The sequence below is a fragment of the Dinoroseobacter shibae DFL 12 = DSM 16493 genome (assembly GCF_000018145.1).
GTDB classification, from domain to species: Bacteria; Pseudomonadota; Alphaproteobacteria; order Rhodobacterales; family Rhodobacteraceae; genus Dinoroseobacter; species Dinoroseobacter shibae.
Map to the genome: position 1 here is coordinate 2027441 of NC_009952.1, position 22520 is coordinate 2049960.

A 22520-nucleotide genomic window follows, 5' to 3' on the forward strand; every position below is an offset into this window, starting at 1 on the left:
GTCCCCCCGAAAGTTAAAGAGGCCGCGGGTGGCGCCAAGCCGATTGTCTTGCCGCGCGCGGCGCGCTAGGACAGGCCCCATGCCGAGATTTGCCCTGAAAATAGAGTATGATGGCGCCCCTTTCGCGGGCTGGCAGCGCCAGCGCGAACAGCCCTCCGTGCAAGGCGCGGTGGAGGCGGCGTTAAGGGGTCTGCAGCCCGATCATGCCGGGATCGCGGCGGCGGGGCGGACGGATGCGGGGGTGCATGCGCTGGGTCAGGTGGCCCATGTGGATCTGGCGCGCGACTGGGATCCGTTCCGGCTGTCCGAGGCGCTGAACGCCCATCTGCGACCGGCGCCGGTGGCGGTGCTGGCGGCGGCGCGGGTGGGGGAGGATTTTCATGCGCGATTCTCGGCACTTGAGCGGTCGTACCTCTTCCGTCTCCTGGTGCGGCGCGCGCCGGCGACCCATGACGCGGGGCTGGTGTGGCGGGTGATGAATCCGCTGGATGTCGAGGCCATGCGCGAAGGGGCCAAGTACCTGATCGGAAAGCATGATTTCACGACTTTCCGGTCGACCATGTGCCAGGCGGCCTCGCCGGTCAAGACGCTCGACGAGATCACGATCGAGGAGAGCCCCCGGGACGCGGGCACGGAGTTCCGGTTCCACCTTCGGGCGCGAAGTTTCCTGCATAATCAAGTCCGTAGCATCGTCGGCACCCTGGAGCGCGTCGGCGCCGGAGCGTGGGATCCGGCTGATGTGAAGACCGCGCTCGAGGCCAGGGACAGGGCGGCTTGCGGGCCGGTCTGCGCGCCCCAGGGGCTCTATTTGCGCGCCGTGCGCTACCCCGAAGACCCGTTCAAACCGGCGTAAACCCCGCATCGGATCGGCGTCGGACCCCTGTCGGCAAGGTGTCGGGCAAGTGTATGGCACCTATCAGGAACAATCGGGCCAAAATTGTATACAACCCGTGGCACCCCTGACGCCGCTCAGCTTTCCGCGCGTTCGGCCCAGCCGGCGAAGATCCGCTCCAGCGCCACCACGATGTAGTAGAGCACGATGCCGAGGAAGGCCAAGGCGATCAGCACCGCGAACATCAGCGGGTAGTCGGAGTTCGTCTTGCCACTGTCGAACAGCGCGCCGAGGCCGCGGCCATGGGGGGAGACGATTTCCATCAGGTTGGTGCCGATGAAGGCGAGCGTGACGGAGACCTTCAGGGCGCCGAAGAACTCCGGCAGGGTTTTCGGCAGGGCGATCTTCCAGAAGATCGTGGTCTTGGAGGCGCCAAGTGACCGGAGGATGTCGCGGTATTCCGGCTCCAGCGTGGACAGGCCGATGGAGATCGAGACCGCGATGGGGAAGAACGAGATCATGAAGGCGATCAGAATCGTGTTGAAATCGTGCTGGCCCACGAAGAGAAGCGCGACGATGGGCACAACGGTCGCCTTGGGGATCGCGTTGAACCCCACGAGCAGCGGATAGAGCGCGTCGCGCATCACCCGCGAAAAGCCCATGAGCATCCCGATGCCGACGCCCACCACCACGGCGAGCAACAAGCCCACCACCGTGCGCCAGAGCGTCTGCCACCCCATGATGAGGAACAGCTCCCAGTAGCGGGCATAGGCGGGCGGCAGGTCCGAGGGGGAGGCCATGACGAAATTCGGCCAGTCGTTGATCCAGACCAGCCCTTCCCAGAACAGCAGGAACACGATGACCGCCCCCAGGGGGGCCAGCACCGCGCGGGAGGTCAGGGTTTTCACAAGGCTCTGGCCACGGCTGTCGCGGGGCAAGGGATCGGGGACATAGGCCATGGCGGAGAGGTCTTTCTGTGCAGCGGGCTGTTCGGGGCGCTATTCGGCGGCCTGGACGGGTGCGTCCTGGCGGCCCTGGGCGACCTTGATCTGGTTGCGCAGGTCATGGAGCATTTCGACCGCCTCGGGCTCGAACAGCATGTCGAGATCGGTGCGCCCGCCGAAGGAGGTGTCGAGCGTGTATTGCACCCGCGCGGGGCGGTCCGAGAGCACGATGGTCTGATCCGCGAGGTAGATCGATTCGCGCAGGTCGTGGGTGATGAGCATGCAGGTGAACGGCTCTTCGGCGCGGAGGCGGTGCATGGTCTGCCACAGATCCTCGCGGGTAAAGGCGTCGAGCGCGCCGAAGGGTTCATCCATGATGAGGATGTCGGGCTTGTGGGCGATGGCGCGGCAGAGCGAGGCGCGCTGGCGCATGCCCCCCGACAGCTCGGATGGGCGCTTGGCCTCGAAGCCTTCGAGGCCGACCAGCGCCAGCAGTTCGCGGGCGCGGTCTTCTTTCTGGGCGCGAGAGAGGGAATTGGGCACGATTTCCAGCGGCAGGATCACGTTGTCGAGAATGGTGCGCCATTCCAGCAGGACCGGGTTCTGGAAAGCCATGCCGACCGAGGCGCGCGGGCCCTTCACGGGCTGGCCGTCGAGCCGCACCTCGCCTTCGTCGGGGATCAGCAGGCCCGCGACGAGGCGCGTGAGCGTGGACTTGCCGCAGCCCGAGGGGCCGACCACGGCGCAGAAGGCCGCCGAGGGCACGGTGAAGTCGAGATTGTGGAGCACCGGCAGCTTGCCCGACGCGGTGTCATAGGCATGGGTGATGCCGGCGATCTCGATGCTGGTGGTCATGGCGCGTCCTTCCGGCTGGTCGCCCGGGGGGGTGCCCCCGGGCAGAGGGGTCACTTGAGCATCCGCATCTCGGCGCCGGGCAGGTAGGCGTCGGTGAAATAGAGGCTCATGTCGGGCGCGTTCTGGAACTCGTAGGTCAGCTTGATCTGCTCGATCGCGTTGGCCATGCGGTCCGCGTCGATCCCGCCCATGCCGTTGGCCAGCGCGTAGTCGGTCGCCACGTTGGCGTCGATCGCCAGTTGCAGGCGGCGGGTCTCAAGCTCCGCATCGGCGGCGGGGTTGCGTTCGATCAGGGACGGGATCGCGGCCGCCGGGTCGGCGATGGCATCGGCCCAGCCCTTGACCACGGCGCCGAGGAAGCCGGTCAGCAGCTCGGCATTTTCCGCGGCCCATTCGGTGTTGGCGATGATCGCGTTGCCGTAGAGGTCCACGCCGTGGTCCGCCATCAGGATGGTGGAGATGTCGTCCTCCGGCACGCCGAGGCGCACGAGGTTGAGGTAGGACGAGAAGGAGAAGCCCGTGACCGCGGCCACCTCGCCCTGGGCCAGCATCGGCTCCCGGGTCGGGAAGCCCACGGGTTCGACCGTGATGGCGTCGGTGTCGAGGTCGTTTTCCGCGGCGAAGATCGGGAATTGCGCCCAGGCCCCGTCGGGGGGCGGCGCGCCGAGCACGCGGCCTTCGAGGTCGGCGGGGGCTTCGACGCCGAGCGACTTGCGCCCGACGATGGCGAAGGGCGGCTTGTCATAGACCATCATCACCGCGATCACGGGCGCGCCCGGGTTCTGGTCGAGGAACTTGATGAGCGAGTTGATGTCGGCAAAGCCCACGGGGAAGGCGCCGGTGGCGACCTTGGGGATCGCGTCGAGGGAGCCTTGGCCGGCGGCGATTTCCACCGACAGGCCCGCATCGGTGAAATAGCCCTTGTCGACGGCGACGAAATAGGGGGCGGCGGGGCCTTCGAATTTCCAGTCGAGGGCGAAGGGCACCTCGGTTTCGGCCCCGGCGGCGGTGGCGGCGGCCAGCACGGCCCCGGCCGCGCAGATCTGTGTGAAGCGTTGGAACACGCGGGAACTCCCTCTTGGTTATGCCCGGGGCGGCACCGGCGCCGGGCGGTATCTGGGCGAAGGGTCCGAGAGACGCCCGGCAAGGTCAAGGTCTGGTCCGGGGTTTTTTGCCGGTCCGGGTGGCAGATGCCCGAAAAACAGGCGGTGCCCTTGGGTCAGCCGCGGCCCCGGTTGGCGGCCTTGCGGCACTTGCGGCCCCGGCGGAACTTGCGGCGCTTGGGGAAGCGTTGGGCGTGCAGGTCGAGGTAGTCGCGGGCCACGGCCATGCGGTCGAGTTGTTCGCACCAGCGGATCACCCGTTCGAGGGGCTGGGGGTCGTCGGGGGTGCGTTCGACCACCTCGCACATCAGGGCCACGGCTTGCGCGGTGCGGTCGGTGCGGCGCAGGGCGAGGGCGTGGGCGGCGGTCAGCTCGGCATCGTCCGTGGGGCCGTGGGCGTCGAGCAGCGCCAGAAGCTCGTCATGGCGTCCGGCGCCGAGCAGAAGCCGCGTGGTGGCGCGGGTCGCCGCGCGGGTAAGCGCGCCCTTATCGCCCCAGCCGGGGACATAGGCGGTCAGGACGCTGGACATGATGCGGGTGACCAGATCGGGGGCGACGTGGCGGAAGTCGCCCTCGGTCCAGATCGCGGCCGGGTCGCTCAGGGTGACGCATTCGTAGGACGGGAAGTAGTCGACGCCGGGGGTTTCGGCGACGAAGGTTTCGACCGCGGCGCGTTGCACGGCCTTGGAGTAGGAGTTGGCGACCAGCACGTCCATGTCGCGGAAGGTGCTCAGGAGCGGGACGGGCGAGACGGTCAGCAGCATCTTGAGCGGCTTGGTGCGGTGGGCGGTCAGCAGCGCGTGGAAGGCGCGCAGTCCGCCCAGCACATCCTCGTAGCTCAGCACCTCGAAGGCGAAGCGGTCGGGCTCGCGGGCGCAGAGTGCCGGAGGGGGCGCGGTGTTGAGCGCCAGGTCGAGCCGGGTGTCGCGCCAGCCTTCGACATAGCCCAGGGTCATCACCACCACGTCGGCCTCGGCGATCTGGGCCACGGCATCCAGAAACCGGTGGCGGAAGGCGAGGATGCGGTCGCGCGGGAAGGCGAGCTTGGCCGAGCCCAGTTGCAGGTCGCGGTAGGCGGTGTCGTCGTCGCGCAGGGGGTAGAGCATGTCCGCGCCGGGGAAGCTGTCGCGGTCGAAGGCCCAGCGCAGCTCGTTCAGCATGGAGTGGATGGTATACTTGTTGAAGAAATTGGCGGCATCATCGAGGCTCGCGCCGATCTCGCCCAGGTCGAACTCGCGGCTGAGCACGCGGAAGCCTTCGGCGGCCAGCGCGTCCTCGATGTTGCGGGCAAAGCAGGAGCCGAGGGCGAAGACGGTTTCTTTTGAACTGAATTCGAAGGACGGGGTCGGCGCGGGCATGGCCAGCGGGTAGAGCCGGTCCCCCCCGGCGTCGGGCGTGGGGTAGCGGCGCAGCGGGTTGCGGGACGCCCGGCGCAGCACCTCTGGTGCGGGGCCGGTCTCGATCGGGTTGGATGTCATGGCGGCAGTGTGACGTGCTGGAGCCGGAGCGCAAGGGCCGCGCCGTCTCAATGCCTTCGGTGGACCGTGGCGGGGCGGCCAGGCAGCGTCAGGGCCGCATCGTTGCGCGCCTTGCGCGAGACCACCCTGCCCTTGGAGATCACGCACAAACGGTCCGGGCGCAGGCGCACCGCCTCGATCGGGTCGGCGGCATCGAGCACCACGAGCGAGGCCAGCGCCCCCTTGCGCAGCCCGTAATCCGGCAGCCCGATGATCGCGGCGTTGGTTTCGGTCACCATCTCGAAACAGCGCGCCATCTCTTCCGGCGCGGACATCTGCGCCACATGCAGCCCCATGAAGGCCACGTCGAGCATGTCGGCGGTGCCCAGCGAATACCACGGGTCGCGCACGCAGTCCTGGCCCCAGCCCACGGGGATGCCGAGCGCCTGCATCTCGCGCACGCGGGTCAGGCCCCGGCGCTTGGGATAGGTATCGTGGCGGCCCTGCAGCATGATGTTGATCAGCGGGTTGGGGATCGCCGAAATCCCGGCCTCGGCCACGAGCGCCAGCAGTTTCGAGACGTAGTAATTGTCCATCGAATGCATGGAGGTCAGGTGCGATCCGGCCACCCTGCCCTGCAGCCCGCAGCGGACGGTTTCCGCCGCCAGGGTTTCGATATGCCGCGACATCGGATCGTCGCTCTCGTCGCAGTGCATATCGACGGGCAGGCCCCGGTCGGCGGCGATTTCGCACAGATCGCGCACGGAGGCGGCACCATCGGCCATGGTGCGCTCGAAATGCGGGATGCCGCCCACCACGTCCAGCCCCATATCCAGCGCGCGCAGGGTGTTTTCCCGCGCGGTCGGATCGCGGTAGAGCCCGTCCTGGGGGAAGGCCACCAGTTGCAGGTCGAGATAGGGTTTGACCGTCTCGCGCAGCTGCAACATCGCCTGCACGCCCTTGAGGCTGTCGTCGCAGGTATCGACATGGGAGCGGATCGCCAGCAGCCCCATGGAGACCGCCCAGTCGCAATAGCGCAGGGCGCGGTCGATCATCGCGTCGATGGTCGTCTCGTGCTTCAACTCGCCCCAGAGCGCGATCCCTTCGAGCAGCGTGCCCGAGGCGTTGATCCGCGGTATGCCGTAGCTGAGCGTGGCGTCCATGTGGAAATGGGGGTCCACGAAGGGCGGGCTGACCAGATCGCCGGTGGCGTCGATCACCTCGCCCGCCTTGGCGGCGATCCCGGGCGCGACGTCGACGATGCGGTCGCCGGTGATGGCGATATCGGCCTGGGTGCCGTCGGGCAGCGTGCCGCCCTTGACCAGAATGTCGACCATGGGCGGCTCAGTCCTTGGCGGCGGCGGCGGCCTTGCGCGCCTCCATCGCGGCGCGTTTCTCGGCCATCTCCGCCTGCCAGTCGCGCAGGCCGGTGATGTCGCGGCCGAAGCTCAGGACCACCTTGTTGCCGGTGTCGAGCATCTCGCAGCCGGTCTCGTCCACGAACTCGGTGATCGCGCGGTTGACCCCGTCGAAGGTGTAGTCGTCGGCCAGCATCAGCCCCTCGGGGGCCAGGGCCGGGCGGTAGTTGCGCAGGTCCTCAAGACAGCCCTCGTAGGAATGGTCGCCGTCGATATAGATCAGGTCGGCGCGGATCCGGCGTTTCACGAGCACGGTCGCCGCCTCCCGCGAGGGCAGCGGCAGGGGGGTGATCACGTCCGTGAGGCCCGCGTCGATCACGTTGCGCAGGAAGGTGGGAAAGATCGTCGGCATGCCGTTCTTCGTCTTGAGCATTTCCTCGGCATAGCCGGGCCGGAGCCACAGGCCGCTCGCCCCGAGGAAGGTGTCGATGCAGAGGATGTCGGTCTCGATCCCGGCCTCGGCGCAGAGCTTGGCCATATGGATGGCCGACGCGCCCTTCCAGGTGCCGACCTCGACGATCTTGGCCGGTTTCAGCTCGTCCAGCAGCTTGGCGAAGATGCCCGCGGTGCTGCCCCAGCCCTGGGTGTCGGGCGCAACCTGGTCCATGTCGAACCCGGCATAGATGTCTTGGGTGTAGAAATAGTCTTTGAATTTCATAGGCTTGCCTATCTGGTGGGCGCGCACCGCCTCAACGGGTGCCCTTGTTATAGGGCACCATCAGGGCGGCGGGAACCTCTGCGCGGCGCGACATGACGATCAGGGCGAGGATCGACAGGATATAGGGCAGCATCAGGAACACCTGGTAGGGGATGTCCGCGCCGAGGCCGGTCTGTTGCAGCCGCACTTGCAGGGCATCGAAGGCCGCGAAGAGAAGTGCGCCGAGCAGCGCCTTGCCCGGGCGCCAGGCGCCGAAGACAACCAGTGCGATGCAGATCCAGCCGCGGCCATTGACCATCTCGAAGAAGAACGAGTTGAAGGCCGACATGGTCAGGAACGCGCCGCCCACCGCCATCAGGCCCGAGCCGACGATGACCGCGCCCATGCGCAGGCCGGTGACGCTCAGGCCCTGGGCCTCGACGGCGGAGGGGTTTTCGCCCGCGGCGCGCAGGGCCAGGCCCAGCGGCGTGCGGTAGAGGGTGAAAGCGGTCAGGCCCGCGACGGCGAAAGCGAGATAGGTGAGCGGGGTTTGCGAAAAGAGGGCCGGGCCGAGGAGCGGCAGGTCCGACAGAAGCGGGATCTCGTAGGGTTGGAACGCCTCGATCCGCGGGGGGGAGGAGACCTCGGGCAGCGCCACGCGGTAGGCGAAATAGGTGGCGGAGGTCGCCAGCAGCGTGATGCCGAGGCCGACCACGTGTTGGCTCAGGCCGAAGGGGACGGTGAGCGTGGCATGCAGGAGGCCGAACAGCATCCCCGCGCCGAAGGCCACGGCGACGCCGGTCCACAGGTCCGTGCCGGTATAGACCGCCATCCAGCCCGCGAAGGCGCCCGCGACCATGATCCCTTCGATCCCGAGGTTGAGCACCCCGGCGCGTTCGCAGATCAGCTCGCCCATGGTGGCGAAGATCAGCGGGCTGGCGATGCGGATGGCGGCGGCCCAGAAGCTGGCCGACAGGAGGATGTCGAGGATTTCCATGTCAGTCGCGCACCACCCGGAAGCGTGTCAGCAGGATGGCGAGGACCATGGACAGGAGCGCGAGTGCGAGCAGGATGTCGGCGATATAGGTGGGCACGTCGGCCGCCCGGCTCATGCTGTCGGCGCCGACGAAGACGCCCGCCACGAAGAGCGCCGAGACCACCACGCCGAGCGGGTTCAGGAGGGCGAGCATCGCCACGATGATGCCGGTGTAGCCAAAGCCCGGGCTGAGATCGAGGGTGAGCGAGCCCTTGAGCCCCGCCACCTCGGAAAACCCCGCCAGCGCCGCGAGCCCGCCCGACAGGAAGGCGGTTTTCAGGATCACCGCGCCCACCGGGATGCCCGCGAAACGCGCGGCGTCCGGGTTCTGACCCACGGCGCGCATCTCGTAGCCCAGCGTGGTGCGGGTCTGGATCACCCAGACGGCGGCGGCGGCGATCAGGGCCAGCGCAAAGCCCCAGTGCAGGCGCAGCCCGTCCACGAGGCGCGGCAGCCGGGCCTCGGGGATCAGGCGCTCGGACTTGGGCCAGCCCATGCCCATGGGGTCCTTCAGCGGGCCTTCGAGCAGCATGGAGACGAAGAGAAGCGCGATGAAGTTCAGCAGTAGCGTGGTGACCACCTCGTCCACCCCGAGCCGGGTTTTGAGATACGCGGGGCCGAGCAGCAGGAGCGCGCCGGTCAGCATCGACGCGATCACCAGCACCGGCAGCAGGACGCCCGCGGGCCAGGGCAGAAAGCCCGTGCCCAGGACCACAGTGATGACCGCGCCGCCGTAAAGCTGCGCCTCCGCGCCGATGTTCCACAGCTTGGCGCGGAAGGCGACGGCGACCGCGAGGCCGGTGAAGATCAGCGGCGTGGCGCGGTTGAGGGTCTCCAGCAGGGCGAATTTGGAGCCGACGGCGCCCTGCACGATCAGCCCCAGCACCGCGAAGGGATCGCCGCCTGCCACCAGCGCCAGGCCCGAGGCCGCGATCACGGTCAGGGTGAGCGCGACGGCGGGCAGGCCGAGGGTGCGGGTCAGGGTCGGGGCCGGGATGGCTTCAAGCCGCATGGGGATCCTCCGCGAAGCCGTCGCCCGCCATCCAGACGCCCAGCTGCGCCGGGGTCATGGAGCCGCGCGCAAACTCTGGCGAGAGCCGCCCCTCGGACATGACGTGGATGACATCCGACAGCGCCAGCACCTCGTCGAGGTCTTCGGAGATCAGCAGGACCGCCGCGCCGCCGTCCCGCGCGGCGATCAACTGCTCCTGCACATAGGTCACCGCGCCGATGTCGAGCCCGCGCACCGGCTGGTTGGCGAGCACGATGCGGGGGCCGTCCTCCAGCACGCGACCGAGGATCAGCTTCTGCATGTTGCCGCCCGACAGCAGCCGGATGGGCGTCTCCGGCCCCGGGCAGCGTACATCGTAGCTGGCGATCACGTCGCGCGCGAAGCTTTCGGCGGCGCCCCAGCGCATCCAGCCCGAGCGGGAGAATTGCGCCTTGGGGTAAGCCTCCAGGATGGCGTTCTCGGTCAGGGTGAAATCGGCGATGGTGCCGGTCTTGTGGCGGTCCTCGGGGATGCGGCCGATGCCCTGGGCCAGGGCCGCGCGGGGCGACCAGTCGGCGACCTCTGCGTTGCCGAGGCGCAGAGCGCCCGCGACGGGCGCGATAAGCCCGCCGATCAGGTCCGCCAGCGCCGCCTGCCCGTTGCCCGAGACCCCGGCAAGCCCGGTGATCTGGCCCGCGCGCAGGGTCAGCGACACGTCGCGCAGCCCGGTGGCGGTGCCCCGGGCGTCGGTGCACACCCGGTCGAGCGTCATCAGGGCCGCGCCGGGGGTCGCCGGGCGGGGCGCGGGGGCGGTGATCTCGGCCCCCACCATCATCTCGGCCAGCGCGTGGCGGTCGGTCTCGTCCGTGGCGACCCGGCCGACGACGCGGCCGTGGCGCAGCACCACGACGCGATGGGCCACGCTCATCACCTCGTGCAGCTTGTGGGAGATGAAGATCACCGACATGCCCCGCGCCACCGCCCGGCGCAGGGTCGCAAAGAGCGCCTCGGCCTCCTGCGGGGTCAGCACGGCGGTCGGCTCGTCCAGGATCAGGATCCGCGCGTCGCGGTAGAGCGCCTTGAGGATTTCGACCCTTTGGCGTTCGCCCACCGAGAGCGTGCCGACGCGGGCCTCCGGGTCGACCTGGAGCCCGAAATCCTCGGCCAGCGCGCGCAGCTTGCGCCGGGCCGCGCCGCTGCCCAGGCCCGCGCGCCAGAGCGGGACGGTCCCGAGGATGACGTTGTCGAGCACGCTGAGATTGTCGGCCAGGGTGAAATGCTGGTGCACCATGCCCACCCCCGCGGCCAGCGCGGCGCGGGGCACCCCCGGCGGAAGGGTCTGGCCGAACACCTCCACTGTGCCTTCATCGGCGGTGTAGTGGCCGAAGAGGATGTTCATCAGCGTGGTCTTGCCCGCGCCGTTCTCACCCAGAAGGGCCACGACCTCGCCCGCGTGCAGATCGAAGCTGATCGCATCGTTGGCCGTGAGCGCGCCGAAGCGCTTGGTGATCTGATCGAGGCGCAGTACCGGCCGCGCCCCGTTGGTCTCGGTCATCAGGAGGAGGTCGGCTCTTCGTCGTTGATCTCGACGGTGAAGGTGCCGGCCTTGATGGCGTCCTGGCGTTCCTGCACCAGGGTCTTGATCTCGGCCGGGACCTTGTCCTCGAAGGTGCCCAGCGGCGCGAGGCTGCTGCCGCCTTCGCGCATGTAGGAAAAGACCCCGTAATTCGCCGCCTCGAATTCGCCCGCGTTGACCGCCGCGATGGCGGCCTGCAGGGTCGGCTCGAAATGCCACAGGGCCGAGGCGACCACGGTGTCGGGATAATCCGCCTGGGTGTCGATCACGTTGCCGATGGCCAGAAGGCCCCGTTCCTGCGCCGCGTCCGACACCCCGAAGCGTTCGGCATAGAGAAGGTCGGCGCCGTTCTCGATCATGGCGAAGGCGGTTTCCTTGGCCTTGGGCGGGTCGAACCACGACCCGATGAAGCTGACCTGGAAGGTCACGTCCGGGTTGATCTCGCGCGCGCCGGCCATGAAGGCGTGCATCAGGCGGTTGACCTCGGGGATCGGGAAGCCGCCGACCATGCCGATATTGCCCGCCTCGGACATCGCCCCCGCGATCAGGCCGGTCAGGTAGGCCGCGTCCTGGATGTAGTTGTCGAACACGGCGAAATTGGGCAGGCTCGGGTCCTCAAGGAAGGAGGAGCCCATCAGGAAGGCCACCTCGGGGTAGTCGGCGGCGACCTCGCGGGCCTCGGCCTCGACCGCGAAGACCTCGCCGATCATCAGCTCGATCCCGCTCTCGGCGTATTCGCGCATCACGCGGGGGTAGTCGGTATTGGCGACGTTTTCGGAGAAGGTGTAGGTGATCTGGCCCGCGGCGGCGGCGGCTTCAGCGGCGATATGGATGCGGCTGACCCATTGCTGCTCCACCGGGACGGTGTAGACGCCCGCGACCTTGATCGGGTCGGCGGCGGCGGCCGGGCGGACGAGGACGCCCGCAGCGCCCAGCGCAAGGGCGGAGGAGACGAAGGCGCGGCGGCTGAGGCCGGTCCTGGCTGGTGGCTGTGACATGGTGGCTCCCTGAAGCTCGGTTTTTATCTCTGTCCTTGACCAAACGGTCCAGACGCGGCCCGTTCAAGATCTATTTCATGCGGATCGGACGGCGGGGCGCGGGCTCGGCCCTTGGCCGCTGAAACAATAGGCACGGATTGCCGGAGCGCTCAAGAGTGCGGCATCCGCCTGCGGGCGGGCCCGGGCCGGCGTCGGTCGCGCCGCGGCCTGGGTCCGGTGGTCGGTTCAGTCCTTCTTGGCGTCCGCCTTCCAGTTGCTCCAGCCGCCTTCCGGGGCCTTGGATTCCGCGGGCGGGAGCACCTCGGCATCCGGCACGGGCGGCTGGGCGGTGTCCCGGCTGGGCACCGGGGCGGCGTGGCGCGATGCCAGCGCCCCGCGGCGCAACAGGCCGCCACCCCCGGGGGCCGGGGTGTCCTCGGCCGGGGCGCCAGCGCCGAACCGCCCGGCAAAGCGGCCCCCTGCGCCGGGCTGGCCCTGGGCCGCCCCTGCCCCGAAGCGGCCTGCGAAGCGACCACCGCCGAAGCCCGCGCCCGGTTGGGGCGCGCCCTCGGCTGGCTGGGCCCCGGCACCGCCGAAACGGGTGCCGAAGCGCGCGCCGAATCGCCCGCCGCCCTGGGGTGCGTCCCCGGCGGCCGGGGCTCCTGCCCCTGCAAAGCGCCTGCCGAAGCCCTGGCCTGCCGGGGCCTCGCCGCCCTGGCCGCCGGCGAAACGCCCGCCGAACCGTCCGCCCTGGCCTGCAGGGGCGTTGCCACCCTGCCCGCCGCCGAAACGACCGGCGAACCGTCCGCCTTGGCCCGCCGGGGCGTTGTCTCCCTGCCCGCCGCCGAAGCGACCGGCGAAACGGCCTGCGCCCGGGCCTTGTTGACCAGCGCCTTGGCCGCCGCCGAAACGACCTGCGAACCGACCGCCCGCGCCGCCCTGGCCTGCCGGTGCGTTGCCGTCCTGGCCACCGCCGAAGCGACCCGCGAAACGTCCGCCCGGCCCGCCCTGGCCTGCCGGAGCGTCACCGCCCTGGCCGCCGCCGAAGCGACCGGCGAAACGGCCTGCGCCCGGGCCTTGTTGGCCAGCGCCCTGGGCCGCGCCGCCCTGGCCTGCCCCGGCAAAGCGGCCCCCGAAGCCACCTTGACCGCCGCCGCCTTGCGCGCCCGCGAAGCGCCCGCCGAAGCCCGCGCCCTGCCCGGCTTGACCGGCGCGCTGCGAACCGCCGAAGCCGCCGCCCTGGCCGAACCGGCCGGCGAAGCCACCGCCCTGACCGAACCGGCCACCGCCGGGGGCGGCACCGGCGCCCTGGCCGAACCGGCCCTGTCCTGCGCCCGCTCCGGCCGCCGCACCGCCGCGGGCCCCTGCGAAGCGGCCGCCGAAGCCGCCTTGACCGGCGCCGGGTGCCGCGGCCCCCGGCGCGCCGCGCGGACCGGCGAAGCGTCCGCCGACCCCGCCGCCCTGGCCCCCGGCGGCCTGTCCGGCCGGCCCCGGCTGTCCGGGCTGCCCGGGCTGGCCCATGCCGGCGAAGCGTCCGCGCAAGCCGCCCTGACCCGCCTGCCCGCCGCCGAAGCGACCGGCGAACCCGCCCTGCGAGGCGGCAGGCGCCTCGGCGCCTTCGTCGGGTGGCGGTGCGGCGAACCGGCCGCGCCCGAATCGTCCCGGGCGGGCCTGGGCGCGGCCCCCGAAGCCGGTCGCGGGGGCGGCGGTTTCGGGCGCGGTCTCGGTTTCGGCCGCTTCGGTTTCGGGTGCCGCCGTATCGGGTGTCGCGGTGTCGGGTGCAGAACCGGCCGCACCTTTGGTGGATTTGCGGGTCGGGCGTTTTGTCATGCGGAATGCTCCCTGGGAATGCGTTTTTATAATCCAAAGCTGGTTTGATGTGACACGAGCGCGCAGAAACGCACGGTCCCTGCCGAAGGGTATGCCGCGTGCGGGCTTTGCGTGTAAACAGAAATTGAGCGTTTCCGCCCCCTGACGGGCCCCTGGGGCCCGGGATGCCTCCTGAAGGACGACAGATGATTGAACAAAGAGATTTCGTTGCCGTGGTGTCGGGCCTGCCCCGATCGGGCACATCGATGATGATGCGCATGCTGGTGGCCGGTGGGCTGCCCCCGGTGGTGGACCACGAACGCACCGCCAATGACGACAACCCCCATGGATATTTCGAGTTCGAGCCGGTCAAGGCGCTCAAGGAGGACGACAGCTGGGTCGCGAAATCGAAGGGCCAGGTGGTCAAGGTGATCTACAAGCTGGTCTATGACCTGCCCATCGACGTGCCCTACCGGATCGTGTTCTTGCAGCGCGACCTGGGCGAGGTGGTGGCCAGCCAGGAAAAGATGCTGGAGCGCGAGGGGCGCGACCCCCATGCGGTGGACCGCGACTTGATGATCAAGCTGTTCCAGGGCGAGGTGCTGGATTTCCAGACCTGGGCCAGGGCGCAGCGCAATATCGAGATCCTGTTCGTGGATTACAGCGCCATCGTCACCGAGCCCGAGGCGGCGGCGCAGAAGATCGCGGAGTTCTTCGATTGCGGTCTCGATGTGCGCGCCATGGCCGAGGCCGTGGACCCGACGCTCTACCGCAACCGCGCCTGAGCGCGCTCTGCCGCGGGGTCCGGCCAGGCGGCCTGGCCTGGGCCCGGCCCGCTCAGGGGATCCAGCCCCAGACCTCGATCTGGAAGAACCGCACGATCAGGCGGGAGAACGCCTCCCAGGTCTTCATCTCGGCCCCTTCGATCTTGGCGAACCCGGTCATCTCGGGACGGAAGAAGCCCTCTTCGTTGGGAAACTGGGTCTTGACGCGGACCACGCGGCCGAACTCCTCGGCCTCCGCCGAGGGCGCGATGGAGACCACGGTGCCGATCCGTTCCTCGTCGGGGATGGCCCAGGCCTTGAGCCGGACGCGGTCGTTGACCTCGACCAGCCCGATATCGGTTTCCGACACCAGCACCTCCGCCCGGGCGATCTCGTGGTCCTCGATCTCGACGAACAGCTCGCCCACCTGGAGGTATTTCCCGCGCAGAAGCTGCACGTTCTCGGTCACGATCCGGCCGTCGGCGGTGGCGCGCAGCTCGACCTTGTCGAGCTGGTCGCGGTAGAAAGCCAGCTCGGCATTGAGCCGCTCGATCTCCGCCTCGGCCACGGCCACGTCCGGCGCCGAGGGCGGCGCGGTCACATCCGCCAGCACCGCCTGGGCCGAGCGCAGGTCGATCTGGCCGGTCTGGTATTCCAGCCGCAGGCGTTCGTATTCCACCTGGGAGATCGCGTTGCGGGCAAAAAGCTCATCCGCGCGCTCCGCCTGGGAGCGCAGGAAGGGCAGCTCCGCCTCGGCCCGGGCGACGTTTTCCTCGGCGATGGCGATCTCTTCGGCGGTGGCGCCGTCGAGCAGGTCCTGCAGCCGGGCCTCTGCCTGGGCGAGCTTGGCCACGCGCACATCCACCTCGAGCCGCGGTTCCCAGTCGGACATGCGCGCCAGCAGGTCGCCCTCGCTGACCACGTCACCCTCGTCGATATGGATCTCGACCAGCTCGCCCGCCACGCGCGCGCCCACCTCGATCCGGGTGTCCGGCAGGATGGTGAAATCGCCCCCCACCTCGAACGCATAGGGCTGGAAGGCCGCGTAGATCAGCGCGCCCGCCGCCGCCAACAGCGTGAGCCGCCGGATCCAGGCCCAGCGGCGCGATTTCGGCGCAGGCTCGGCAAGGACGCCCGGCAGGGGCCGGGAGCCGAGCCTGGTCAGGTCGCGCGACTGGCCGAGCGCCAGGGCCCGGCCGGTTTGCGGCACCGGCACCATGGCCCGGCTTTGACCGGGCGCGGCCGCGACGCCCGCCCCGGCCCTGCTCCCGGCCGGCGCGGCAAAGCCGCCTGCGCCGCCCGCAGCGAAGCCGCCCGGCCCGCCGCCGAAGCCGCCGCCGGCGCCGGCGCCGCGTGTGAAACCGCCGCCCGCGCCCTGCGCGGCAAAGCCCTCGGCCCCGCCGAAGCCGCCCGCGCCGCCCTGGGCTGCGCGCGCGGCCTGCTTCTCGGCCATCATGGTCTTGACCCCATGCTCCATCGCTTTGTGCTGCTTCGATTTCATCGACATCACCCAGAAGCCGATCGCCACGAGCAGGAAGAAGAAGAGCGCCGCGCCCGAGCCGCCATAGCGGCCCACCAGCGCGCCCGACACCCACACGAAGAGGAACGACAGCACCAGCCCCATGAACAGAAGCGAGCCGACCGTGTAGAAGATGAAGGCGCGTTTCTCGCCCGCGCTCGGCTCGGGATAGGTGAAGCCCATCTTGCTCTGGTTGTTCCTGAACAGCCAGGCATGGGCGCGCTGCTTCAGCATCTCCTGGCCGAAGAAGGTCGTGAGCCACTTGTACCCGTCTCCGGACATCAGCGGGAAGGCCGTGAACACCAGGGTCAGGAGCGCGATCTGCGACACCAGCAGGGTCATGTCGGGGATCACGGTCTGGGAGTGGCGCGTGAAGGCCCACAGGGTGGTGCCTGCCGCGAACAGGAAGAGCCGCGCGCGCATGGTGGTGGAATAGACCGCCAGCTTGGCTTCGCGCGGCAGCTTGTAGACCGCCTGCTCGTCCACGGCGAAGCGCGGGATGACATAGAGGATCATGCGGATGCCGAAGGCGGGCACCTTGGCCCCCTGGCGGTGGATCGCCCAGCCGGTGAAGAAGGCCGCGCAGAAATTGACCGTCAGGGTCGAGATCACCAGCCGCCAGACCAGGTCGATCGCCCCGCGGGCGTTGGAGATGCTGGTGCCGTATTCCGACAGCCGGGTGAAGACGGCCATGAACGCAAAGAGCGTCAGCGGCCAGAGCAGCCATTTGAACCAGGCCATCCAGCCGAAGAGCGCGTTGAGCACCGCGAAAAGCCCGTTGGGCGCGAAGAGCTTGATGATGCCGGTGCCGGGGGCCTTGTCCTTCGGGTCGGGCCCGGTGCCGAAGGCCGCCCGGGGTGCCGTCGCCTCGGCGCGGGCCCTGGCGGGCTCCGGGCCGGGTGCGGTCGGGGCGGCGCGATCGGCGGGTGCGTCGGGCGGGTCTTGCGGGGCGGTGTCGGCGGCGTCCCGGGTGTCGTCTTTCTTGGCGGGTTTGCGGGCCACCCCGTCATGCAGGCCGGTCTTGCGAAAGAAGGTCTGCTTTCGGCGCGGTTGCGGACCGGGGCCCGGGGCGGGGGTCGCGGATGTGTCGGCCTTGCCGTCGGGCGCGGGGGTGTCGGCGGGGGACGCGGCCTTGTCCGTCGAAGGCGCCTGCGAGTCTTTGGGGGGGCTTTCGGCGGGTTGGTCCGGGTCGGGCCGCGCGGTGCCTGCGGCCCCCTTGGCGACGCGCGCGGCGGCGGCGGCCGCCCGGAAACTGGGCGCGGCGGGCGTCTCCCCGGAGGCGGGCTCCGGCGCGGGCTTGGGAGGATCGGCACGGTCGTCCGGCGCGTCGGAAAAGATCAGCTCTTCGAGCCCGTCGATATCGTCCTCGGGAGGGCCATCGAAGGCAGAGCCCGCCTCCGGCAGCAGGTCCTCGAACGCGTCGAACTCGTCCCGGTCGGCGTTATGCGCCCGGCTTTGGTCGATGGGGGGACGCAGCGGCGCGGCCCGGTCGGGCCTCGGGGACGGGGCCTCGGCGCGGGGGTCGGTGCCGGTTGCCTCCACCAGCACGCCGGCGGCGACCATCTGTGCCGCAAACCCCGCGATCGTGGCTTCGCGCACGCCGGTGCCGAACCGGGCGCGGAACGCCTTGCCGGCGGCGGTGAAATCCTCGCCCCGCTCCAGCTGGGTCAGCAGGAAGAACTCCTCCGCCCCGAGACGAAACAGCCGCCCGGATTTCGCGTCCTTGTAAAACCCGTGGCGCGGCTTGCCCTCCTCGACAGGCGCGCGGGTGAGCTTTGCATCTGGGCTTAGTCTGTAACGCTTGCGCGGCGTGCCATCGGGCACCAACGCTGCATGGCTTGGGGGCATTTGGTCCCGCCTGAAAAATTACTCGATATCGATCTTCCATATCTCCCATAATGCTAAGAAATTTTCAACTCACGGACAGTTTGCAGTTGCGCCGTGTTGCGCGGCTCCCCCTGGGGTTATGCCGCGACCGGCGCGGGCCGTGCGCATCGGTCACAGCCCTCGGGCCCGGCCCCCGGGACACTGCCCCGCACGCCGCCCCGCGCCGCCACGAAACCGCCCGCGGGCTTCGCGACATGGTCAAATTCGCGCCACACTCCGTCGCGCGCTGCCTGCGAGAGGACCAAATGCGCCGGGTGTTCGCGAAACCTTAACGAAATCACCTGCAACTTGCAGCCGCAGCGAATACTGGGTTTACTACCCACGCGTATTTCAAGAACAAAACACAGGTCCCCCCATGAGTTTGGAAGTCATCTCCGATTGCGCCGCTGTCTCCTATGGAGATCCAGATCACCTGATCATCATGTTCAGCTCGACGACCGCGGTTCGGCGCGGCGATTTCGATTTCAAGGATTTCTCGAAGGATCTGCCACAGACGATCCTGTTCTTGCGCGATGATGACGTCCGGACCGGATATCACAACGGAATCAATGGCCTGACAAGCAATCCTGATGAAACGGTTGAATTCCTGCGCTATTTCATCGACAAGATCGGGCCGAAGCGGGTGACCATGTTCGGCACATCGATCGGCGGGTATGGCGCGCTCATGCACGGCTTCCTTCTGGGTGTGGACGACATCATCACCGCCGGGACGGTGAGTTATGTGGATCCGGCGACCCGGGATGCCAAGGGCGGCGCGGGCGAGCGGGTGCCGATGTCGATGCAATGGGGCGTCGACTGGTTCGCCAGCCGCGGGGTGGAGCCGAAATACCTCGATACCTGGCCGCTGATCGAGAAGAACGCCGACAAGGTCACGGCGGTGAAGATGTACTACTCGCCCGATGACGAGGTGGATTCGACGCAAACCCTGCACGTCGCCCGCCTGCCCCATGTCCGGGCCATCGCCCGGCCGGGAACTTCGCACCGCTACATCGCGTTGCAGCTGGTGAGGGACGGCACGCTTGCGCGGGATTTCGCGACGCCCACGGATCAGCTGCTGTCGCTCGACCCGGAGGCTGCTATCGTCTAGCAGTCGACCCGCCCCTATCTGTCGGGCATCACATAAAAGAGCAGGATTCTGTAATGGTGATCGTTTCTACCCCCCTGTCCCGCTGGCTGACCCGGTGCGGCGGCCTTTTGCTGGCGGGTCTGGTCCTCGTGCTGGGCGCGGCAGGCGCGGAGGCCGCCACCCAGAAGGTCGAGCGCAAGATCTCCGTCGGCGGGATGGAGCGGTCCTATATCGCCTATGTGCCCGACAGCGCGCGCTCGGCCGCGGAGGTTCCGGTGCTGTTCGCCTTCCATCCGGGCTTCGGCAGTGCCGACGCCTTCAGCGGTCAGATCAACATCCACCGCGCCCCGGGGGCCGACAGTTTCATCGTGGTCTATCCGGAGGGGTTTCGGCGGTCGTGGAACAGCGGCGATTGCTGCGGTCCGGCCATGCGGCGCGGCATCGACGACATCAGTTTCGTCAAGGCGATGCTCGAAGATCTCAGGCGGTTCGGCAATATCAGCCCCAACCGCAATTTCGCCACCGGGTTTTCCAACGGGTTTGCCTTCAGCCAACACCTGGCCTGCAACCTGCCCGACAGTTTCGCCGCCATTGCAGGCGGCGGCGGGGTCAAGGACACCAGCAAGCAATGCGCCAACCCCAAACCGATCTCGGTCATGGTGATGCACGGGCTGATCGACGAGCATTCGCCCTTTGACGGCGGCCAGAGCAAGATCGAGCGGGCGGGTTTTCGCGTCTCGGTCCAGACGGTGGAGACCTTCTGGCAGCGGCAGAACCGCTGTTCGGGGACGCGCACGACCTCCAACCTGGACGGTGTCAGCTGCACGACCCATACCGGCTGCACCGGCGGCACCGAGGTGGTGATCTGCCCGGTCCCCGAGATGGGCCATTGGTGGCCGGGCCATGAAGGATCGCGGGCGGGCGAACGCGCCCTCGGACCGTCGCGGGGCGATCTGAACGGGTCGGCGGCGGTGGTCCGGTTCTTCCGCTCTCATTTCTGAGGCGGCCACGCGACAACAAGCAGGATTTCAGATGACGCCATTTCTTGACGGGACCGTCGCGATCGTGACCGGCGCGAGCAGCGGCCTTGGCCGGTCGACCGCCCTTCTTCTGGCCCGTGCGGGGGCGTCGGTCGTGCTGGTTGCGCGCAGCCAGGCCGGGCTCGACGCGGTCGCGGGGGACATTGCGGAGGATGGCGGCGCCTGCCTTGCGGTGGCGGCCGATCTCGGCGCGGATGCCGATGTGGCCTGGGCGGTGGCCGCGGCGGTGGAGCGGTTCGGGCGCATCGACTTCCTGCTCAATTGCGGCGGCAATATCGCCGGGCTGGGCAAGCTGCTGTGGGAGATCACGCCGGAGGAGTGGGAGACCAGCTTCCATGCCAATGCGACCGGGGTTCTGAACCTGATCCGCCACGTGGCGCCGGTGATGATCGACCAGGGTCACGGGCGGATGCAGTTCCTGACGACCTCGGCCACGCTGGTGCCGAAGGAGAAGACCGCCTGCTACGCCTCGGCCAAATCCGTGGCCAACCACATGGTGCAGACCCTGGTCGAGGAGGTCGGCGCGCGCGGGGTGACGGCCAATGTCTTCAACCCCGGCCCGATCGACACGGAAAGCTATCGCGAGATGACAAGTTCGATCGAGTTGACCGCGCAGAACCAGCAGACCGCGCCGCAGAGCCCGGATGTGGCGGCGCGGCTGCTGCTGTGGCTCTGCGCGCCGGAGACGGCGGATGTGACCGGCGAATTCATCTATTGGAACCACCCCAATACCCGCGCGGCGTTCCAGGACTTCCTCGGGCGCTACCAGATCGGCACGCCGGTCCTGACCGCCTGAGCGGTCAGGCGGAGGCCGGGGTCAGCCCGGTGATCTGCGCGCTCCATTCCCAGATCTGCCAGGCCCAATCCTCGTCATAGGTGGCCTCGTGAGACTGCTTGATCTCGTCGGTATCGAGGTAGAGCCCGCTCTGGCCTTCGTAGTCCGGTGCGGTGGCGAGGCTGGCGAGGTAGACGGCGGAAAACTCCGGCGAGATCATCCGCTGTTGCGCGCGTTCGCGGGCCTGGGCGGGGACCTGGGGCGCGCCGTCGGTGTTGCGGGTCGAGATGCCCGTGCGGACCACCCCGGGATGGATCGCGTTCACGGTCACGTTGGTGCCGTCCAGCAGGGCGGCCATGGCGTAGGTGATCTGCAAATTCATGAACTTGGCCCGGCAATAGGCCTCGCCCGTGCGATAGCCGCTCTCCATCTGCAGGTCGTGCATGTCCGGCAGGGAGCGGCGGTGCCAGTCGGAATTCACCATGATGATCCGCGCCGCCGGGGCCGCCTTCAGCGGGCCCGCCAGCAGGTTGGTCAGCAAGAAGGGCGCGAAATGGTTGATCGCCAGGGTGGCCTCGACCCCGTCCTCGGTCAGGCGCCGGGTGGGGAAGTTCGCGCCCGCATTGTTGATCAGGATGTCGATCCGCGGAAAGCGCGTGGCGAGGTCGGCGGCGAGGGTGCGGATCCGGGCAAAGGACATCAGGTCGGCCTGGATGAAATGGCCGGGCACGGTGTGGCGGCCTTCGGCCAGGGCCGCTTCCCAGGCTTCCCCGGCCTCGGCATTGCGGGCGATGCCCACCACCGTGGCCCCGAGCCGCGACAGCAGCAGGCTGGTCGCGCGGCCGATGCCGGAGGTCACGCCGGTGATCACCGCGGTCTTGCCGGCGAGCAGTTTTTGCCCCAACTCCACTGCCTTGACGACCGGGTTGATCTTCTCGGGCAGCGGCGGGAGGGTGCCGTCGGCGCGCAGGTCCTTCATCACCTGCTGCATCGTCTCGGCGAGGCTGACCCAGATCGGCCGCGTCGGGGTGACGCCGGTCAGGCGCGCGAGCTTGTCCGTGGCCAGCACCGGGTCCGCGACCTGGTGGGGCGGGCGGAGCTTGTCCTGCGGCGTGGCCTCGTCGTTCAGCAGCCGCGCGAGCCGGCCCAGCTCCTGGTCCAGGGTCCGGGCGGCGAGGGCCGCGGGGGCGGCGATGTTGAACACCTGCCCCCCTGCGCGGTCGTGCGTGCCGAGGGTGGCCAGGGCCGTGGCCACGTCCCGGGCATCGACCGGGTGGAACCGGGCGGGCGACGGGGCGTCGTCGATCAGGATGCGGCGGAAGAGGGCCTTGGCCTCGGCGCTGTCGGGGGCGAGGATCATCGGCGCGCGCAGGATTGTCCAGTCGAGCCCCGCGCCGGCGCGCAGGCTCTCCTCCAGCGCGAGGGCCGCCGCCGCAGGTGGGGCGAGGTCGGCGGGCGCGGCGGTGGCCGAGCGTTCCAGCAGCGTCTTGTCGGCCAGAAGCGCGGGGTCGTAGATATCGGCGCGCCCCAGCAGGACGAACCGGCCGCACCCGGCCTTGCCCGCCGCAACCCGCAGCTTGTCCAGACGTTTGAGCAGCGCCGGGGCCGCGTCCGGCGCGACCGTCGCCAGGTCCACCGCGCAGATCACGTCCACCCCCGCCAGCGCCCTGGCCAGCACGTCCGCACGGGTGGGCCAGGCCCGGCTGGCCACCCCATTGACGGGGCTGTCCGAGAAGGCCAGCACCTCGTGCCCCGCGGCCACAAGGGTCGCGGCGAGGCGATGCCCGACCGCGCCCGCCGCATCCGTCACAAGGTATTTCATCGCCTGTTTTCC

At 69.2% G+C, this 22520-nt stretch carries 18 protein-coding genes; 5 read left to right on the top strand and 13 right to left on the bottom strand.

Annotated elements, in window-relative coordinates; all coding sequences use genetic code 11:
* The first annotated feature begins 79 nt into the window (after positions 1 to 79).
* The gene (truA, locus tag DSHI_RS09880; protein WP_012178608.1) at positions 80 to 853 is read left to right on the top strand and encodes a tRNA pseudouridine(38-40) synthase TruA; all 774 of its coding nucleotides are present in this window, start codon (positions 80 to 82) and stop codon (positions 851 to 853) included.
* Positions 854 to 969: 116 nt separating this feature from the next.
* Here the strand turns inward: truA and DSHI_RS09885 are convergent, their stop codons facing one another.
* The 11 genes from DSHI_RS09885 to DSHI_RS22305 all read right to left on the bottom strand — a co-directional run bounded on the left by DSHI_RS09885 (position 970) and on the right by DSHI_RS22305 (position 13656).
* On the bottom strand, positions 970 to 1791 hold the full coding sequence (locus DSHI_RS09885) for an ABC transporter permease (RefSeq protein WP_012178609.1): 822 nt from the start codon (positions 1789 to 1791) through the stop codon (positions 970 to 972).
* A gap of 39 nt (positions 1792 to 1830) precedes the next feature.
* A complete protein-coding gene (locus DSHI_RS09890) occupies positions 1831 to 2631 on the bottom strand; it encodes an ABC transporter ATP-binding protein (protein ID WP_012178610.1) in 801 nt (266 codons plus the stop codon).
* Between the two features lie 50 nt (positions 2632 to 2681).
* Positions 2682 to 3695, bottom strand: coding sequence for an ABC transporter substrate-binding protein (locus DSHI_RS09895; protein ID WP_012178611.1), 1014 nt, complete (start codon positions 3693 to 3695; stop codon positions 2682 to 2684).
* A 155-nt stretch (positions 3696 to 3850) separates the two neighbouring features.
* The gene (locus tag DSHI_RS21370; RefSeq protein ID WP_012178612.1) at positions 3851 to 5212 is read right to left on the bottom strand and encodes a GSCFA domain-containing protein; all 1362 of its coding nucleotides are present in this window, start codon (positions 5210 to 5212) and stop codon (positions 3851 to 3853) included.
* 47 nt (positions 5213 to 5259) lie between these two features.
* Entirely contained in the window at positions 5260 to 6528 is a 1269-nt protein-coding gene (locus tag DSHI_RS09905) for an amidohydrolase family protein (protein ID WP_012178613.1), read from the bottom strand.
* Between the two features lie 7 nt (positions 6529 to 6535).
* Positions 6536 to 7267 (bottom strand): class I SAM-dependent methyltransferase, encoded by a 732-nt coding sequence (locus DSHI_RS09910; protein ID WP_012178614.1) that lies wholly within the window; start codon positions 7265 to 7267, stop codon positions 6536 to 6538.
* A 31-nt stretch (positions 7268 to 7298) separates the two neighbouring features.
* Positions 7299 to 8243, bottom strand: coding sequence for an ABC transporter permease (locus DSHI_RS09915; RefSeq protein ID WP_012178615.1), 945 nt, complete (start codon positions 8241 to 8243; stop codon positions 7299 to 7301).
* A gap of 1 nt (position 8244) precedes the next feature.
* Positions 8245 to 9294 (bottom strand): ABC transporter permease, encoded by a 1050-nt coding sequence (locus DSHI_RS09920; RefSeq protein ID WP_012178616.1) that lies wholly within the window; start codon positions 9292 to 9294, stop codon positions 8245 to 8247.
* The gene (locus DSHI_RS09925) at positions 9284 to 10828 is read right to left on the bottom strand and encodes an ABC transporter ATP-binding protein (RefSeq protein ID WP_012178617.1); all 1545 of its coding nucleotides are present in this window, start codon (positions 10826 to 10828) and stop codon (positions 9284 to 9286) included. Before DSHI_RS09925 ends, DSHI_RS09920 begins: the two co-directional genes overlap by 11 nt.
* Positions 10828 to 11847 carry a BMP family protein gene (locus DSHI_RS09930; protein WP_012178618.1) on the bottom strand — a complete coding sequence of 340 codons (1020 nt, stop codon included), beginning with the start codon at positions 11845 to 11847 and terminating at the stop codon, positions 10828 to 10830. The genes DSHI_RS09925 and DSHI_RS09930 overlap by 1 nt, the downstream gene beginning before the upstream one ends.
* 225 nt (positions 11848 to 12072) lie before the next feature.
* Positions 12073 to 13656 carry a hypothetical protein gene (locus DSHI_RS22305; protein WP_012178619.1) on the bottom strand — a complete coding sequence of 528 codons (1584 nt, stop codon included), beginning with the start codon at positions 13654 to 13656 and terminating at the stop codon, positions 12073 to 12075.
* A 185-nt stretch (positions 13657 to 13841) separates the two neighbouring features.
* Between DSHI_RS22305 and DSHI_RS09940 the strand changes: the two genes are divergently transcribed.
* Positions 13842 to 14420 carry a sulfotransferase domain-containing protein gene (locus DSHI_RS09940; RefSeq protein ID WP_044027747.1) on the top strand — a complete coding sequence of 193 codons (579 nt, stop codon included), beginning with the start codon at positions 13842 to 13844 and terminating at the stop codon, positions 14418 to 14420.
* Between the two features lie 52 nt (positions 14421 to 14472).
* On the opposite strand, the gene DSHI_RS09945 is transcribed toward DSHI_RS09940, so the two are convergent.
* Positions 14473 to 17766, bottom strand: coding sequence for an efflux RND transporter periplasmic adaptor subunit (locus DSHI_RS09945; protein ID WP_012178621.1), 3294 nt, complete (start codon positions 17764 to 17766; stop codon positions 14473 to 14475).
* A gap of 394 nt (positions 17767 to 18160) precedes the next feature.
* On the opposite strand from DSHI_RS09945, the gene DSHI_RS09950 reads away from it, so the two are divergent.
* Genes DSHI_RS09950 through DSHI_RS09960 form a run of 3 tightly spaced genes read left to right on the top strand, consistent with a single transcriptional unit; the run spans position 18161 to position 20707 of the window.
* Complete coding sequence (locus DSHI_RS09950; protein WP_012178622.1) at positions 18161 to 18892, top strand: hypothetical protein; 732 nt, start codon at positions 18161 to 18163, stop codon at positions 18890 to 18892.
* 53 nt (positions 18893 to 18945) lie between these two features.
* Positions 18946 to 19872, top strand: a complete 927-nt coding sequence (locus DSHI_RS09955) for a CE1 family esterase (RefSeq protein ID WP_012178623.1) — start codon at positions 18946 to 18948, stop codon at positions 19870 to 19872.
* Between the two features lie 31 nt (positions 19873 to 19903).
* Positions 19904 to 20707, top strand: coding sequence for an SDR family NAD(P)-dependent oxidoreductase (locus DSHI_RS09960; RefSeq protein WP_012178624.1), 804 nt, complete (start codon positions 19904 to 19906; stop codon positions 20705 to 20707).
* Between the two features lie 4 nt (positions 20708 to 20711).
* On the opposite strand, the gene DSHI_RS21375 is transcribed toward DSHI_RS09960, so the two are convergent.
* Positions 20712 to 22508 (bottom strand): NAD-dependent epimerase/dehydratase family protein, encoded by a 1797-nt coding sequence (locus DSHI_RS21375; protein ID WP_012178625.1) that lies wholly within the window; start codon positions 22506 to 22508, stop codon positions 20712 to 20714.
* Positions 22509 to 22520: the final 12 nt, after the last annotated feature.